At 36.4% G+C, this 16,213-nt stretch carries 14 protein-coding genes; 11 read left to right on the plus strand and 3 right to left on the minus strand.

The window, feature by feature from the left end:
• Window positions 1-23 precede the first annotated feature (23 nt).
• The 6 genes from pspB to M0M83_RS09360 all read left to right on the plus strand — a co-directional run bounded on the left by pspB (window position 24) and on the right by M0M83_RS09360 (window position 5,901).
• A complete protein-coding gene (gene pspB / locus M0M83_RS09335) occupies window positions 24-254 on the plus strand; it encodes an envelope stress response membrane protein PspB (protein ID WP_004263897.1) in 231 nt (76 codons plus the stop codon).
• The gene (gene pspC, locus M0M83_RS09340) at window positions 254-610 is read left to right on the plus strand and encodes an envelope stress response membrane protein PspC (protein WP_004263899.1); all 357 of its coding nucleotides are present in this window, start codon (window positions 254-256) and stop codon (window positions 608-610) included. Before pspB ends, pspC begins: the two co-directional genes overlap by 1 nt.
• 344 nt (window positions 611-954) lie before the next feature.
• Window positions 955-2,352 carry a YcjX family protein gene (locus tag M0M83_RS09345; protein WP_213913243.1) on the plus strand — a complete coding sequence of 466 codons (1,398 nt, stop codon included), beginning with the start codon at window positions 955-957 and terminating at the stop codon, window positions 2,350-2,352.
• Window positions 2,349-3,404 (plus strand): YcjF family protein, encoded by a 1,056-nt coding sequence (locus tag M0M83_RS09350; protein ID WP_125890996.1) that lies wholly within the window; start codon window positions 2,349-2,351, stop codon window positions 3,402-3,404. Before M0M83_RS09345 ends, M0M83_RS09350 begins: the two co-directional genes overlap by 4 nt.
• Window positions 3,405-3,643: 239 nt before the next feature.
• Complete coding sequence (gene tyrR, locus M0M83_RS09355) at window positions 3,644-5,203, plus strand: transcriptional regulator TyrR (protein WP_125890997.1); 1,560 nt, start codon at window positions 3,644-3,646, stop codon at window positions 5,201-5,203.
• Window positions 5,204-5,526: 323 nt separating this feature from the next.
• Window positions 5,527-5,901 (plus strand): ATP-binding protein, encoded by a 375-nt coding sequence (locus M0M83_RS09360; RefSeq protein ID WP_102139676.1) that lies wholly within the window; start codon window positions 5,527-5,529, stop codon window positions 5,899-5,901.
• A 78-nt stretch (window positions 5,902-5,979) separates the two neighbouring features.
• On the opposite strand, the gene tpx is transcribed toward M0M83_RS09360, so the two are convergent.
• On the minus strand, window positions 5,980-6,483 hold the full coding sequence (gene tpx, locus M0M83_RS09365) for a thiol peroxidase (RefSeq protein ID WP_125890998.1): 504 nt from the start codon (window positions 6,481-6,483) through the stop codon (window positions 5,980-5,982).
• Between the two features lie 722 nt (window positions 6,484-7,205).
• On the opposite strand from tpx, the gene M0M83_RS09370 reads away from it, so the two are divergent.
• Window positions 7,206-8,828, plus strand: coding sequence for a peptide ABC transporter substrate-binding protein (locus M0M83_RS09370; protein WP_248468341.1), 1,623 nt, complete (start codon window positions 7,206-7,208; stop codon window positions 8,826-8,828).
• A gap of 340 nt (window positions 8,829-9,168) precedes the next feature.
• Window positions 9,169-10,152, plus strand: a complete 984-nt coding sequence (gene zntB / locus M0M83_RS09375; protein WP_102139674.1) for a zinc transporter ZntB — start codon at window positions 9,169-9,171, stop codon at window positions 10,150-10,152.
• 257 nt (window positions 10,153-10,409) lie between these two features.
• Here zntB and ttcA read toward each other — a convergent pair whose 3' ends face one another.
• Complete coding sequence (gene ttcA, locus M0M83_RS09380; RefSeq protein WP_125891001.1) at window positions 10,410-11,324, minus strand: tRNA 2-thiocytidine(32) synthetase TtcA; 915 nt, start codon at window positions 11,322-11,324, stop codon at window positions 10,410-10,412.
• A 1,427-nt stretch (window positions 11,325-12,751) separates the two neighbouring features.
• On the opposite strand from ttcA, the gene M0M83_RS09385 reads away from it, so the two are divergent.
• From M0M83_RS09385 to M0M83_RS09395, 3 genes are all read left to right on the plus strand, one after another.
• Entirely contained in the window at window positions 12,752-13,939 is a 1,188-nt protein-coding gene (locus tag M0M83_RS09385; protein ID WP_248468342.1) for a NupC/NupG family nucleoside CNT transporter, read from the plus strand.
• A gap of 21 nt (window positions 13,940-13,960) precedes the next feature.
• Complete coding sequence (locus M0M83_RS09390; RefSeq protein WP_125891003.1) at window positions 13,961-14,884, plus strand: nucleoside hydrolase; 924 nt, start codon at window positions 13,961-13,963, stop codon at window positions 14,882-14,884.
• 324 nt (window positions 14,885-15,208) lie between these two features.
• On the plus strand, window positions 15,209-15,349 hold the full coding sequence (locus M0M83_RS09395; RefSeq protein WP_213913240.1) for a hypothetical protein: 141 nt from the start codon (window positions 15,209-15,211) through the stop codon (window positions 15,347-15,349).
• A gap of 90 nt (window positions 15,350-15,439) precedes the next feature.
• Here M0M83_RS09395 and catA read toward each other — a convergent pair whose 3' ends face one another.
• Complete coding sequence (gene catA / locus M0M83_RS09400) at window positions 15,440-16,081, minus strand: type A chloramphenicol O-acetyltransferase (RefSeq protein WP_125891004.1); 642 nt, start codon at window positions 16,079-16,081, stop codon at window positions 15,440-15,442.
• Between the last annotated feature and the right edge of the window lie 132 nt (window positions 16,082-16,213).

The following is a 16,213-nucleotide window of genomic DNA, read 5'->3' on the forward strand; positions in this document are numbered from 1 at the left end:
AACCATATGTATAAGGATATGTGATGGGCTACGTTTTTCTGTCTCTCGTATTAATTATTTTTCTCATTTTTATTCTGCCTATTTGGCTGTGGTTACACTACAGCAAAAAAAATAGTGGGCAGGGGAGTCAGCTAACTGAAAATGAAGTACAACGTTTAATGCAATTAGCAGAGCAAGCATCACAGATGCAGCAACGCATTAAAACGCTTGAAGATATTTTGGATGCAGAACACCCAAATTGGAGGCAAAAATAATGACTCAATTTCGCAACCGCAAACTTTATCGTTTAACGGATAGACGTGTGTTCGGTGGTGTGTGTTCAGGTATTGCTGAATACTTAGAACTTCCGGTTGCTTTGGTTAGAGCATTAGCCGTATTGGCCTTATTTGTAAGCTTTGGAATTACATTGATTTTATATATCGTGATGTGCTTTGTCGTAGAAACGGCGCCAAGTGGCTACCGTTCACAGCAAGATATTGGCCCTGAAGTTAGCAGTTTGATTAACCAAATCGATACACAATTAAAATCGGGTGAAATGAAGCTACGCCAGATTGAAAGATATGTCACATCAGATACTTATACAGTGAACAGTAAATTTCGAAATCTATAACAAATCGTATCGCCATCACATGATAAGGGATTAGGTTTTAAAACCAAATCCCTTTTGTTTTTTATCAAAAAGTGAGTGAATTATGGCAAATAACGTTCTTTATCGAATCAAAAAATTTGTAAAAAAACGTCTTCTGCAAAAAGGCATTCGACTTGCGGCCGTGTTGCTTATCTCTTATAGCCCTGCTGGGATTATAGGCAGAATAATTAAATTATTGGCAAGTAAATGGTTGCTTAATGTACTCATTAAACGGTTAACCTAATACAATTTGTTTTATGCTAAATTATAGAACTCAGTATGACGTAACATGAGTTTAAATTGAAAGGATAAGTCTTGGGAGGAGCATGAAACGACTGCACAGTGAGTTAACTGATTTGATGAATAGAAGTGTTGATCGTCATGTTAGGCTCGCAGTAACAGGGCTTAGCCGCAGTGGAAAAACCGCATTTATTACTTCACTAGTGAATCAATTATTGAATGTGAATGCGGGTGCGCGGCTGCCTTTATTTTCTGCCGCGCGTGATAAGCGGTTGTTAGGGGTGAAACGGATACCTCACCGTGATTTGTCAGTGCCACGCTTCGCGTATGATGATGGGATTGCATCACTCTATGGGGAACCGCCACAATGGCCAACACCAACACGAGGTGTTAGTGAAATACGCCTTAAATTACATTACCGCTCAGAAGACTCTTTTTTGCGTCACTTTGTTGATAATTCATCATTATATTTAGAGATTGTCGATTACCCCGGCGAATGGTTGCTGGATTTACCCATGCTAGATTTAAATTATTTAGCGTGGTCTGAACAAATGAACAGCTTAATCAAGGGGGAACGCGCACATTTAGCCCAATCGTGGCTGGCATTGTGTGAAAAATGTGACCCGTTAGCACCAGTTGATGAAAATTTGCTTGCTGAAATTGCAGCTGCCTACACTCAATATTTAGTGGAATGCAAGGCTCAAGGCCAACATTTTATTCAACCGGGACGTTTCGTTTTACCCGCTGAATTAGCAGGAGCGCCCGCTCTGCAATTTTTCCCATGGCCGAATGTGGCCAAGTATGGCGATAAAAAGCTCGCACAGGCAGGTAAAAACACCAATATTGGCGCATTACAGCAACGTTATCAATATTACTGTGAGCATGTTGTAAAGGGCTTTTATCGTGATTATTTCCAACGTTTCGACCGACAAATTGTGTTAGTTGATTGCTTACAACCGCTAAATAGCGGTGTTGACGCTTTTAATGATATGAGAATGGCATTAAGCCAATTAATGCGTAGCTTTCACTATGGAAAACGCACACTGTTGAGACGTTTATTTTCACCTTGTATTGATAAATTGCTCTTTGCAGCGAGCAAGTCAGACCATGTAACCCCAGACCAACATGCTAATTTAGTGGCTTTATTGCAACAGTTAGTGCAAGAGGCATGGCAGCATGCGGCATTTGAAGGGATCAGCATGGATTGTGTTGGTCTAGCATCAATACAAGCCACCGAAAGTGGTCTTGTGGATTATAAAGGTGAAAAACTCCCTGCGTTAAAAGGGAATCGGCTAAGTGATGGACAACCGTTAATGTTTTATCCAGGGGAAGTACCAAAACGCTTACCAAATGAGCAATTCTGGCAAACTCAAGGTTTTCAATTTGAAGATTTCAGACCAAGGCCAACGCCGATGGATCAACCATTGCCTCATATTCGAATGGACAGTGCGCTTGAATTTTTGTTGGGAGATAAACTGAAATGAATGAACCCTTAAAGCAGCGTTTAGATTTCGCTGAGAGTAGTGAAAATAATGCGAAAGAATCGCTAAAAAAAGCCCAAGTTTTTGATGAAGGAGAACTTGAGAAATTTACTCCAGTGTCTTTGGAAGCCGAACAAGACAGCCAAGAGGGTGATGTTGAAAGCCTGATTAACGAAGCGTTAAAACCAAAACGGAGTTTTTGGCGGAAATTAGTTGGCACGGCCGCGGGGATTTTTGGGGTTAGTGTTGTTGCTCAGCTCGGTGTTTGGATCCATCAATCTTGGGTAACGCAAGATTGGACTGCACTAGGTGTTGCAGCGGCGGGTGGCTTAATCGTTGTGGCAGGGGTTGGGTCGGTTATTGGCGAATGGCGGCGGTTGTATCGTTTAAGAGAACGCGCGGAGGAGCGGGACTTTGCTCGCGAATTATTGCATAGCCATGGTATGGGGCAAGGAAAGGCTTTTTGTGAAAAACTGGCTAAACAATCTGCGTTATCAATGCAGCATCCGGCGATTGTTAATTGGCAAACCACTCTTCATGACTCTCATAATGATAGGGAAGTTGTTGAATTGTATAGTCGAATGGTACAGCCTATCCTTGATGAACAAGCACGTAAAGAAATTAGTCGCTGTTCCGCTGAATCGGCCATTATGATTGCTGTGAGCCCGTTAGCGCTGGTGGATATGGCATTTATTGCTTGGCGAAATATTCGTTTAATTAATCGGATCGCGGCAATCTATGGCATTGAGCTCGGTTATTACAGCCGAATTCGGCTTTTTCGTATGGTGTTGATAAATATTGCCTTTGCTGGGGCATCTGAACTAATTCGTGAAGTGGGGATGGATTGGCTATCCCAAGACATTACCGCAAGGTTATCAACACGAGCAGCACAAGGTATTGGTGCAGGTTTGCTAACTGCGCGTTTAGGTATTAAGGCCATGGAGTTATGTCGACCGCTACCTTGGATTGAAAATAAGCCACGTTTAGCCGATTTTCGCCATCAGTTAATTGGCCAATTGAAGAATGTGATTCCGAGTAAAAAAGAAAAAGTATAGAGAAACCTTGTTGGCAGGGGGAGTTGACAGTTTTAACTCACCCTACAGCATCATTTGTTGATTAATGTTTTTATTCTCATTTCAAGTCACAAAAAATTGAGAAAAGCAGTGATTTTATATGTTGATAACTACAAAGCTTACAGGCTGTCAACAATTTGTGACACAAACACTGTATTCCCTTAATGTTTAAAGCTAAAATACCCTCATTCTCTCGGCTTTTTTGATAAAGGTTTCTATCCATGCGCCTCGAAGTGACCTGCCAAGACCGTATCGGTTTAACGCGTGAATTACTTGATTTGCTAGTCCTACAAAATATTGATTTGAAAGGTATTGAAATATCTCCCCAACGTAGGATTTACCTAAATTTTACTCCTGTGGATTTTCAGGTATTCAGCACATTGATGGCAGAAATCCGGCGTATTAATGGCGTTATCGATGTGCGACGGATTTATTTTATGCCATCAGAAAGAGAGCATAAAGCGGTTTGGGCGTTATTGAACTCATTTCCAGAACCTGTTTTGTCTATTGATAATAAGCTAAATATTGAGTTGGTTAATCCAATGACATTGCAATTATTTGGCTATGATGAGGCAAAAATTCGAGAAAAAACCTTTTCTCAATTAGTGGGTAACCAGGGGCTATCACGGTGGTTTGAACGAGAGTTACCAGAAGCTTATACAGAGAAAGTCGTCATTAAAGGCAAAGACTACCTGATGCAAGTGACGCCTATTATTTTGGCGGATGAAAATAGTAAATTCCATTGTACTGGAGCTGTATTATTATTGAAGTCAGCTGAAATTTTAGATAAGCAACGGCAACAAGTCGTTGAGGTGGATGGTAGTGGCTTTGAACAAATTATTGCAGTTAGTCCTGTTATGGCAAATGTGGTTGAACGCGCTAAACGCGTTGCTATGCTTGATGAACCATTGTTACTTGTCGGTGAAACGGGGACAGGGAAAGACATCCTAGCGAAAGCTTGTCATTTGCATAGTGCTCGAGGAAAAGAACCGTTTTTAGGTTTAAATTGTGCTTCGATGCCGGATGATGTTGTAGAAAGTGAATTATTTGGTTATGCAGCTGGAGCGTACCCAAATGCAGTAGAAGGCAAAAAAGGTTTTTTTGAACAGGCAAATGGCGGTACGGTGTTGCTCGACGAAATTGCTGAAATGTCACCACAAATGCAAATTAAGTTGTTACGTTTTTTAAATGATGGAACATTTAGGCGTGTTGGGGAAGAACGTGAAGTTAAGGTGAATGTCCGTGTAATTTGTGCGACCCAGAAAAATTTACCTGAATTAGTTGCAGAAAAAAAATTTAGAGAAGATCTTTATTATCGTTTAAATGTGCTCACATTAACCATCCCACCATTACGTGAACGCAAAGAAGATATTCTACCGCTAACCAAGACATTTGTAGCCAGTTTTTCCAAAGAGCTTCATATTGCAGAGCCTAAATTGGCGCCCTCACTAATCGAATTTTTAAGCGGTTATTATTGGCCGGGTAATGTAAGACAACTGAGAAATGCCCTTTATCAAGGGTTAACTCAGCTTAATGGCAATATATTGGATGCAGAGAATATCCAATTACCTGATGTAGTAAATCCTCCCGCGCTGGCTTTAGATTCGCTTAATGGTTCGCTAGATGAAATTACTAAACGCTATGAAGCGTCAGTATTAGCGCGTTTGTATCGTGATTATCCGAGTACTCGAAAATTAGCCAAACGCTTGGATATTTCTCATACGGCAATTGCCAATAAATTGAGAGAATATGGCCTTAATACGAAAAAAGAGCAAAACTAAGCTAAATGAACAAAAGCATAATTTGTGTATTAACAATAATAGGGTTGGTTTTTTAGTGGTTTTGACATAGCAATAACAATGCCTGAAGACGAGATGAATAAGTATTGCCAATATGTAGTGAGAACAATGGATGAAGCCTATGAAAATGGAACATTGGCTCAAAATTATTTTAAAGACGTATCTTTTTTATCTTGTGTTTAATATAGCAAAACCCTACTAATACTATTGCTAATTGGTGAATTTTCCTGCTATATAACAAAGACAGCTGCTGTTTTAGGGTACCGTAATCTCATCTGATGGGTTTTAGCCTACAAGGAGTTGCCATGGACCAATTCACGATTAATTTTGTTGTAAATCGTAAGCTACGCGAATACATGAGTCAGAGTCATTATAAAAATGATATGTTTGAGTCTGCTGCTTCTGCAGCCGAACTTTATCTAATGAATAAAGCTGCAGTAAAATACTTAACGAAAAAAAATCGGTTTACGTGGGAGGCATTGGTAAAAAATGGGCATAAGCCACGAGACCTTATTATTGATATTTTGACATCTTGTTGCCCTGTAACCCAGGATCAAGCCTTAAAAGTATTAAGCACGCTTTCTCATACTTTGATCTCTATAATGAGTGATAACAAGTTATTTGCGAATGTTGTTAATGCGAAAAACCACCAGCCGTTGTATTGGGCTCATGTGGATTAAGTATGTGCTGATATTGGAAGATGAAGCGGGAAATTCCCGCTTCATTCTTAATGGTAGTAAACTAAATGATTTAAAAGCTTATTTTAGGCTATTTAATGCGCTATCGTAATCAGGTTCTTCAGTAATTTCAGGAACTAACTGGCTATAAATAACGTTATTGTTTTCATCTAAGACAATAACAGAGCGTGCATTCAGTCCTTTTAATGGGCCACTAGCAATAGCAACACCGTAGTCATTAGCAAATGAATCGCTACGGAAAGAAGATAGCATAACGACATTATCTAAACCTTCTGCACCACAAAAACGTGCTTGTGCGAAAGGTAAATCGGCTGAAATACACAATACTACAGTGTTATCCAAATCATTTACTAGCTGGTTAAATTTACGAACTGAGGCAGCGCAAACACCGGTGTCTACACTTGGAAAAATATTTAAAACTTTACGTTTGCCTTCATAAGTTTCCAGCGTCGCTTCGCTGAGATCTTTGGTGACAAGGGTAAGGGGCTTAGCTTTAGAGCCTGCTTGTAAAAATACACCATCGATTGTGATGTCATTACCTTTTAATTTAACTGTCTGTGACATGAATTTTTCTCCCGTTCATAAAGTGAGCCACTGCTAACCTTAACCTAATCTATCTTCTAATAAAAAAACTTTGCGATTAAAGCTTTTTAATGGGTAGTTATACAGTGCTGAGTTTTACATTTTTACTAATGACCAAATTTTATACAAAAATCTTATCACTTACCTTGAGTTCTACAGCGCGGAGAGCCAGGCAATATTACATTCTTTTTATTAGAGTGTGGTGCATCATCATATAACACCAAGCTTTATCAGTGCTTGCGTTTTTTGTTATGCATGTTTTTAAATCACCTAATGGAGTGTAACAAAAGAAATTCTGTCTGTATTGGTTTCTTGAGCCATTATTTAGCTACCGGAAAAGTGGTAAGGATATACTAGTTTATTATTCTATAATATAAGTGTTAGTTTATGTATATTTAGGCCAAAAAATCAACTAATTACAGGAGAAATGTAGATTTTTAAAATATGAAAGCCTATGATTAATTAAGATAAACTACAGAATAATTCAGTTGTATTGTTGTTTGATTCTCCCTAAGTTAAGGGTGTTTTTATCCTATAACTTCATGTTTTTTATCGCGATATGAGTATTTGGTTCAAATAATAATTTACCTAAATGAAATTTAATCAGTCAATGCAGTCATGTTGTTAATAATAGCATCTTCACGTGAAATCACTTAACTCAGCTTTTAGTTAACTTTATTTATATTAACAAGATAGAAAATACAATGCATAAACGTTCAGTTACACCTTTAACGGTTTTGATTTCTTCAATTTTATTTACTACACCCGCTATGAGTGCAGTGATACCGACGGGCACAGTTTTAGCTGAAAACCAAGAGGTTACACGTCATTTAAAGGATGAACCAGCGTCTTTGGATCCGGTAAAATCCGTGGGGTTAACGGAAGCGCAAGTCATGCGTGACTTATTTGAAGGGCTAGTTAACCAAGATGACCATGGCAAGCCAATTTCAGGGGTAGCCCAAAGTTGGACTACGGAAGATAATCGTATTTGGACATTTACACTGAGACCTGATGCTCGTTGGTCAAACGGTGACCCTGTCACGGCTCAAGACTTTGTGTATAGTTGGCAACGACTTGTTTCACCGGGAACATCATCACCCTTTGCATGGTTTGCGGCATTAGCTGGCATTAACAACGCACAAGAGATTATTGATGGAAAATTACCCGTTGAGCAGTTAGGTGTTGAAGCGGTAGATGCACGCACATTAAAGGTGACTTTAAATAAGCCAGTACCTTATTTCCCATCATTGGCGGCTAATTTTAGTTTATTTCCTGTGCATCAAGGAACGGTTGAAAAATTTGGCAATGACTGGATAAAAGTAGGAAATCTAGTCGGGAATGGCGCCTTTGTTTTATCTGACAGAGTGGTTAATGAGAAAATTGTTTTAGTTCCAAATAAATATTATTGGGACCATAAAAATACCACTATTACCAAAGTAACATTTATCCCAATTAACCAAGAATCTCATGCAACAAATCGTTATTTAGCAGGTGACTTGGATATTACCGAATCATTTCCAAAACAACGCTATCAAAAATTATTGAAAGATATTCCTAATGAAGTGTTTACACCAGACCAATTAGGGACTTATTACTATGCTTTTAATACCCAACGGGCACCAACAAATGATGTCCGTGTCAGAAAAGCGTTATCTATGGCAATTGACCGCCAATTAATCGCGAATAAGGTATTAGGCACAGGGGAAAAACCCGCAAATTATTTTACGCCCGATGTTACCGATGGCTTTAAGCCTGAAAAAGGGCTTTACAATAGCCATTCACAAAAAGAATTAGACCAGCAAGCAAAAGTATTATTGCAACAAGCCGGCTTTGGTCCAAATCAACCATTAGAGTTAACACTATTATACAATAGTTCAGAAAATCATCAGAAAATTGCGATTGCAATTGCTTCTATGTGGAAGAAAAAACTAGGGGCTGAGGTCAAATTAGTTAATCAAGAATGGAAAACCTATATAGATAGCCGTAATACAGGAAATTTTGATGTTATAAGAGCATCATGGATAGGTGATTTTAATGAACCTTCAACATTCCTATCTCTACTCACTTCTCAACATAGTGGCAATATAGCAAAATTTAATAACTCGATATACGATGATATTATCGCATCAGCGAGTATTGAGACAAATGCGCAATTACGCAACCGCTATTATAATCATGCGGAATCAATCATTGCAGAAGAAGCGCCAATTGCCCCAATTTACCAATATACGAATGCACGCTTAATTAAGCCTTGGTTGAAGGGGTATCCGATCAACAACCCTGAAGATGTCGCTTATAGCCACAGTTTTTATATTATTAAACATTAAAATAGGTGTTCAGCCTGTACAAAGTGCGGGCTGTTTTTTCTGAAGGGGATAAAAAAGCTCCTTCCTCTGGAGAATGGGAAGGAGGACCAAAAAGGAATAAACACTACTCTTTTATAATAAAAAAATCATCGAAAACTTTATTGTTCGTTTGTGTCAATTATGTGATTTTCTTTAGCAAATATGGCGATATTTTGTTATTTGTAAGACCACCTCAATTTTATGGTTGTTTATCTTTTTTTTTGTAGTTCAATCTAGTAATGACTAATGTGTCTTTTGAAAAAATTGCAAAATTTTAGCTGTTCGATTACAAATATCATATGTAAAAAAAGGGAGATATTGCATGGGGTTGATTTATGGTTCGTTATTCCAACACTCAAACCCAGTACATGCATTTCAGTTAAATGGAGATGGTGGGTTGCTTCCCATCGACGTGAATGCCAGCGCGAATCAGCAGTCTCCGTTCTGGCTTCATTATGATTATAAGGATCCGCAAAGTTTTAATTGGATCCAGCAATCAGATCTCTTCAATGAACAGGTGAAGTCTGCTTTATCCGGGCATTCAGGACGTTGGAGATTGATCCGTGTTGGTGATGGTATTTTATTAACATTGCAAACATTAAATACCAATGCGGGCCAACGGCCTGAGCAATTAATTGCATTTAGAGTATTTATTAATAACCGGATAATTATTTCTAGTCGTCATCGAAAAGTAAATTCCTTAGATCCTGTTATTGATGACTTAAATCAGGGAGTTGGTGCGCAAAGTACGGGTGATTGGTTAGTTGAGGTTGCTGATTCTATTACAGATGAAATAAGTGATTTTACTGATTCTTTGCATGAGCGTTTAATTGATATGGAAGACTCCATATTAAATGGCGAAATTCCTGATAGAGGGGAATTTGCCTTACTTCGTAAACAAATTATTGTGATCCGCCGTTATATGGCCCCGCAAAGAGATATGTTTTCCCGTTTGACAACGGAAAAATTACTTTGGTTAGATGAAACGGATCGCCGTCGAATTCAAGAAATTTCTGACCGATTAGGGCGTTGTATTGAAGATCTCGATGGTTTTATTGCCCGTACAGCGATTATTTCTGACGAGATAACGAATATGATGACTGAAATGATGAACCGGCGTATTTATACAATGTCATTAATGGCCATGATATTCTTACCAACAACGTTTTTAACGGGGTTATTTGGTGTGAATTTAGGGGGGATCCCCGGTAATGAATTTCGTTTTGCCTTTAGTGTATTTTGTGTTTTATTAGCCGCCTTGATTGGAACTGTATTGTGGTGGCTAAGAAAAAGCCGCTGGCTCTAATATTGACGACTTATTTGCTATAACCGGACCTAGTTTGAGATAAATCAATAAAACTACTGAGGTTTTAGTGCAGTATTAGTCCTGCAGGTGAATGCAACGTTGAGCGATGAACGTTGTGCTCCATAATTGTAGTTTTTCTCATATTGAGTTCTTATACAGAATAATTGACCACTGTAATGCCGATGTAATTTACATCGGCTTTTTTTTGCATCAAATCTGAGAAAAATAACCTCCAATGAAGAGGTTATCAATAAACGTTATTTAACTTCAATAATATCAAGGCGTTCTGCTGTAAATTCGGGCTTATCATCTTCATCTATAAAAGGTTGAAGCGGTAGCTCCTCTTTGTCAAACGCAAGATCTCCGCCATTGATAATGTCATCTCCATGAGAAATGTTTTTGAAGTCAAATAATTCAGTATCACATAAATGAGACGGTACAATATTTTGAGTAGCACGGAACATGGTTTCGATTCGGCCTGGATAACGCTTATCCCAATCACGCAGCATCTCTTTAATAACCTGACGTTGTAGATTTGGTTGAGAGCCACATAGGTTACATGGAATAATCGGGAACTCCTTAGCCTGAGCGAAGCGCTCAATATCTTTTTCTCGGCAGTAAGCGAGCGGGCGAATGACAATATGCTTTCCGTCATCACTCATTAATTTAGGTGGCATACCTTTTAACTTACCGCCATAAAACATATTTAAGAACATAGTCTGTAAGATATCATCACGGTGATGACCAAGTGCAATTTTAGTTGCACCTAATTCAGTTGCTGTACGATATAAAATCCCACGACGTAAACGCGAGCACAATGAGCAGGTTGTTTTCCCTTCTGGAATTTTTTCTTTTACGATCCCATAGGTGTTTTCTTCAACAATTTTGTACTCTACACCAAGGTTATCAAGGTATGCAGGTAAAATATGTTCAGGGAAACCGGGTTGCTTTTGGTCCAAATTAACCGCAACTAATGAAAACTGGATAGGGGCACTTTTTTGCAAACTTTGCAGTATGGAAAGCAGCGTGTAACTATCTTTACCTCCAGACAAGCAAACCATTATCCGGTCACCGTCTTCTATCATGTTAAAGTCAGCGATTGCTTGGCCAACATCACGGCGAATTCTTTTTTGCAACTTGTTTAAGTTGTACTGTTCTTTATTTGTTGTCATTCTATACTGTTCTGTTACTGGGGGTTTATGTTGCTGATAGATAATTGTACATTCGGCTTTTAAATGATTATTCTTCTATGCTTAAAGCCTAATCAGCGAGATTTATAAAAAGAAGCTCATGATAGCAGAACCTAAGGGGAGAGTGATACCAGTTCGTTAAAAGAGGGGAAAATTGGAACTCACCTACCTTTAATAGAGCGACATAAATTGAGCATTTTCTAACCGGTGAGGATATGCCATCAGTAAAAGCTGATTTAAGCTTTATGTGTTCGGTTTTGGTTATAATTTTACTACTATAATTGCTCTAGTTTCCGTGGAAACGGGTCATTATCCTTTTTTATTTGGTTTATCAAGTTGATATGAGACAGAGTTATTTGGTTATTTTTACAATAATTTAGTATTTTGACTGAAATGAACCAGGGACTATTATTGACTCGATTTTGTTTAGGGAGCCTTCTTTGGGCTTTAAGCGTATTCTGATAACATGTTTTGCTGGTAATGCCTATCAATTTCAATCGCTAAATACTTATGCGGTCCTTCGTCAATAATATCGCGCATTTGAAAGTGCTAACTGTAATATAAATTGCCGTACATTGAAAATTAATACCGATTGGTATTCGAATTTTTTATGATGACCACTGAAAATTTTATGGTAGAGTTTTAATCACAGATATCTTGTTGTAGGAAAATTGAACGATATTTTATGCATTTATTCTAGATGCAGAATACTATATTTTTCAATCATGGCTTTCCTTTTTGATAAATTTCTAAAGTATATGTTTTTTTATGTTTAAACAATACAACTATATCAAGTTTTTCTTATTCTTATTTGGAATAAGTCGAATGAATAAGTAATAAGGTTTTTGCTATTGTTTTTTATATTACTATCAGTAGTTGGTAATTTTAGTAACTTATTAAATTGTTAATCACGGTAGGAATTATATTAGTATTATAAATCATAAACTCCTAAAATTTAGATAGAACATATCCTTTCATTTAAATTGGCGATTCTTCAATCCCTAGTGAAAATAAAAGGTTGCTTGAGTGTGTTATTATAGGTTTAGAAGGGTTTAATATTTTAATATCAATGGGATACTGGTGTTTTTTATAAAGAAAATAGCTCTGTCACTTGTTTATAAAAAGAGAAGTAGTAATTTAAATTACAGTTTGTAAGTGCGATGGGATTCACATTTTAAGGATTTTATGTTTAAAAATACATACTAATATTGTTTATTTGGATTATTATGTTTTTGCGCTTAAGTTCGAATCATCAATATAATTATAGATTAAATGCAAATGCTTAAAGTTATCTTTTTAAGCTAGATAATATTTTTAAAATAATATTTAATTTTTTGTTTTTAATTAGTAGGTTAAGGAGATATTAAACCAACCAATCATGATTGAAATCCATTAGGGTGGTGATATTAATGAAATACTTTATATTCTTTTTTAGTCTAACTTTTGTTTTTCTTATAGCATACCTTCTTAGTTTTAGTAAAAAAAATATAAAACATAAACTTCCATCTATATTAATATTGTTGATAATGGAGCTTATTGTGGCATCTATTATGCTAAACACCACAATTGGTCTTGCCACCCTTGATGGTATAGCATCGGGTATTCATTATATAATTAATTATGCTAATAAGGGGATTGATTTTGTTTTTGGCGATATAAGCAGTAAAACCTCTATGGTTTTTGTTGTTGTCGCTCTTCTACCTTTAGTTTTTATCTGTTCTATAATTGGAATATTTAAATATATCGGTGCGTTAGACTTAATTATTAATACTATAGGCTTTCTAATTAACAAAATATCTAAAGTTGGGAAGTTGGAGTCTTTCGCTGCTATTAGTGCTGTGATAGTCGGAATGATGCCTGCATATGTATCAATTAAAGATTACATTCCAAGGCTATCTAAAGCACAGATGTATACTATTGCTGCATGCACTGTCTCAACAGTAGATATTGCATTGCTAGGCGCATATACACAAATGGTTGAGCCACGTTATGTCTTTATAGGTGTTAGTCTCAATTTCTTTAGTACTTTTATTATTGTTTCTATTATTAACCCAAGTGAACCTACTAATATTGCAGTTTGTCCTATGGGGGAGAATAAAAGCGAAAGAGGTTCATTTTTCGAAGTGTTGACAGATCACATGCAGGATGCTTTTAAACTTATTCTTGCAATTGTCCCCATAATTATTGGTTTTGTTGCCTTAATTAGTATGTTGAATGATGTGTTTTTTAATATTTTAGGAATTAGTTTTCAGGGAATTTTGGGTTATATTTTTTCACCCTTAGCTTTCATTTTGGGTAGTTCATGGGATGAAAGTATTTCTTTTGGGACAATTATAGCGACTAAAATTTTATCAAATGAGTTTGTTGCTATGATTGATTATATGAAATTAACTAACTTAACACCACGAACGGATGCAATTATGTCTGTATTTTTAATATCATTTGCAAATTTTGGTTCTATCGGAATGATTATCGGTTGCGTTACAAGTATAAGCCGAGAACATGGAAAAATGATTGCATCAAATAGTTTTAGATTGATTGTTGGTTCAACTTTAGTCAGCTGTTTATCAGCGACGATTGTTGGTATTTTTGTATGAAAATAAATAAAGAGTAATAAAATGCACAAAATAATAATAGACTGTGATCCTGGGGTAGATGATGCCGTAGCTATTTTTTTAGCTCTTGCTTCTCCAGAAATAAAATTAATAGGGGTCACTACAGTTGCAGGAAATGTTGAATTAGAAAAGGTTCATAATAATGCAAAACAATTGCTTACATTAGCAAATAGGCAGGATATCCCCCTAGCAAAAGGTTGTGAACGTCCATTAATGTCAAAAAGTGGGAGTAAAACACATGTTCATGGGACTGATGGTTTAGCCGGAGTGCTCTTGCCATCATCAGATTATCAAAATTATTCTGGTCACGCGGTGGATTTTATTATTGATACGGTAATGTCAAATCCAGGTGAAATAACATTATGTACTATGGCTTCCCTCACTAATATCGCAGTCGCTATCATTAAAGAGCCAAAATTAGTTGATAATGTAAAAGATATTGTCGTTATGGGGGGAGCTGCATTTACACAGGGAAATATAACGCCAGCTGCTGAATTTAATTTTTATGTAGACCCTCATGCCGCTCATATCGTTTTTGATAGTGCGCGACACATTACTATGCTTGGTTTGGATGTAACAAGTAAAGCTGATATAAGGGCGGGTTTGTGCGGTCCTTTGGAAAAAGGTGGTCTCATCGCTCAGACTGTGGCTGAAATGTGCCGAAGATATGCTGAATTTGATCCATTTCTTCATGATCCTTGTGTTATTGCGTATCTCATTAAACCCGAAATTTTTTCAGGTGTTGACGGTTCAATAACTATCGAATATGAGTCGAATAAATTATTTGGTCATAGTTTTGCTTATACATCTACTTTCATTAACCATGCCTCAAAAGCTAGGTACAATGAAGCTAAATGCAAAATTATTACAGACGTTGATACATCGAAATTAATATCTTTAATTACAGAACGTATCATAACTCTCTAAGGTAAATTGTATCAATAATAACCTCGGGTGATTCTTGTTTAAAATACAGAAACTAAATATAGGTAATGACTCAGTGATTAATTAGAGAATTTTTTGGTCAATATCAGGGAGAAATTTTTACAGTTTGTTTAAGTTGCAACATTCTGTTGCTGATAGATAATCGCAAATTCTATTTTTAAATTATTATTGTCATAGAGTTAGAGTTTGGTCAGCGAAATTTATAAAAAGTGAAAAATCTGCTAGTAGTGCTGTCTTCTTTATAGTCTTTATCTTATTGCCTAAGAACCAATAAGTACTTAATATATAAGAAAACTCGGAGGGTATATGCCTGCAGCTGATCCTATTGAATTGGTTTCTTCTTTACTAGCTAATACTATTAAAATGGTGATTACGCCAACAGAATATATTTCCCAAAGTGGCGCTATTGGAGATATTATTTATATAAGTTTGTTATTTTTTAACTAAAAATGATGAAATTATCATCATAAAAAAGTTAGTTTGATACAAATGAAGGAAGTCAGGGCTTCCTTCATGCTAGAAAGTCATTCGTGGACATTAATGAGGTAATTCATCACATAATTTTTGCAAAGTAGTTAAAAATTTACCCACATGAAAACCATCACAAACAGCATGATGTACTTGTACTGATAGGGGAAGCCATATTTTATTACCTTCGCTATAATATTTCCCCATTGTGAATATTGGTGTGTAAATATTCCTACTATCTGCAATGTTTAGATTGAAACTGTCGAATGAGACCCAAGGTAGAGATGACACATAGAATACATTATCGATTTGCTGGGGTTGAGGATATAACTTGAAATTATCTTTATATAATGTTACCTGCTGGTGATAGCTATCCATAAATATCGTCATTTCTGAAGAGTACTCACACCACAACGAAGAAAAAGTTTCAGTTTCTTTATGGAAGATTGTAAAACTGGGATTCACTTTATCCCATAAAATAAGCTCACCATTTTTGTTGGCGAATCTAAATTCTTTATAAGTATTAGCGACTCGTGATAATAAATAAATTATCGTAGGGTAAAACTTATATCCATTTGAATCTATATGCTTTTTAAGGTTAGTAATATCTATTTTACTTGTTAAACTAAACCCACAATTTATGGTTTTCTCGTAAGTGTTGTAATGCTCCTTACGTAACCATGTCTCTATATTAAATTTGGTATAATTCATAATTTTTACTTCTAATAAATTAATATGATTGTTATTAGAAAGGGAACTTCTCTGTTTTTGATTGATTCATAGTGAATTTTTATATCTTTTTGCAGTTATGCCTGCATTTTAGCTAGCCTATTTTTGCTTGTT

Source organism: Providencia rettgeri, assembly GCF_023205015.1.
GTDB lineage: Bacteria > Pseudomonadota > Gammaproteobacteria > Enterobacterales > Enterobacteriaceae > Providencia > Providencia rettgeri_E.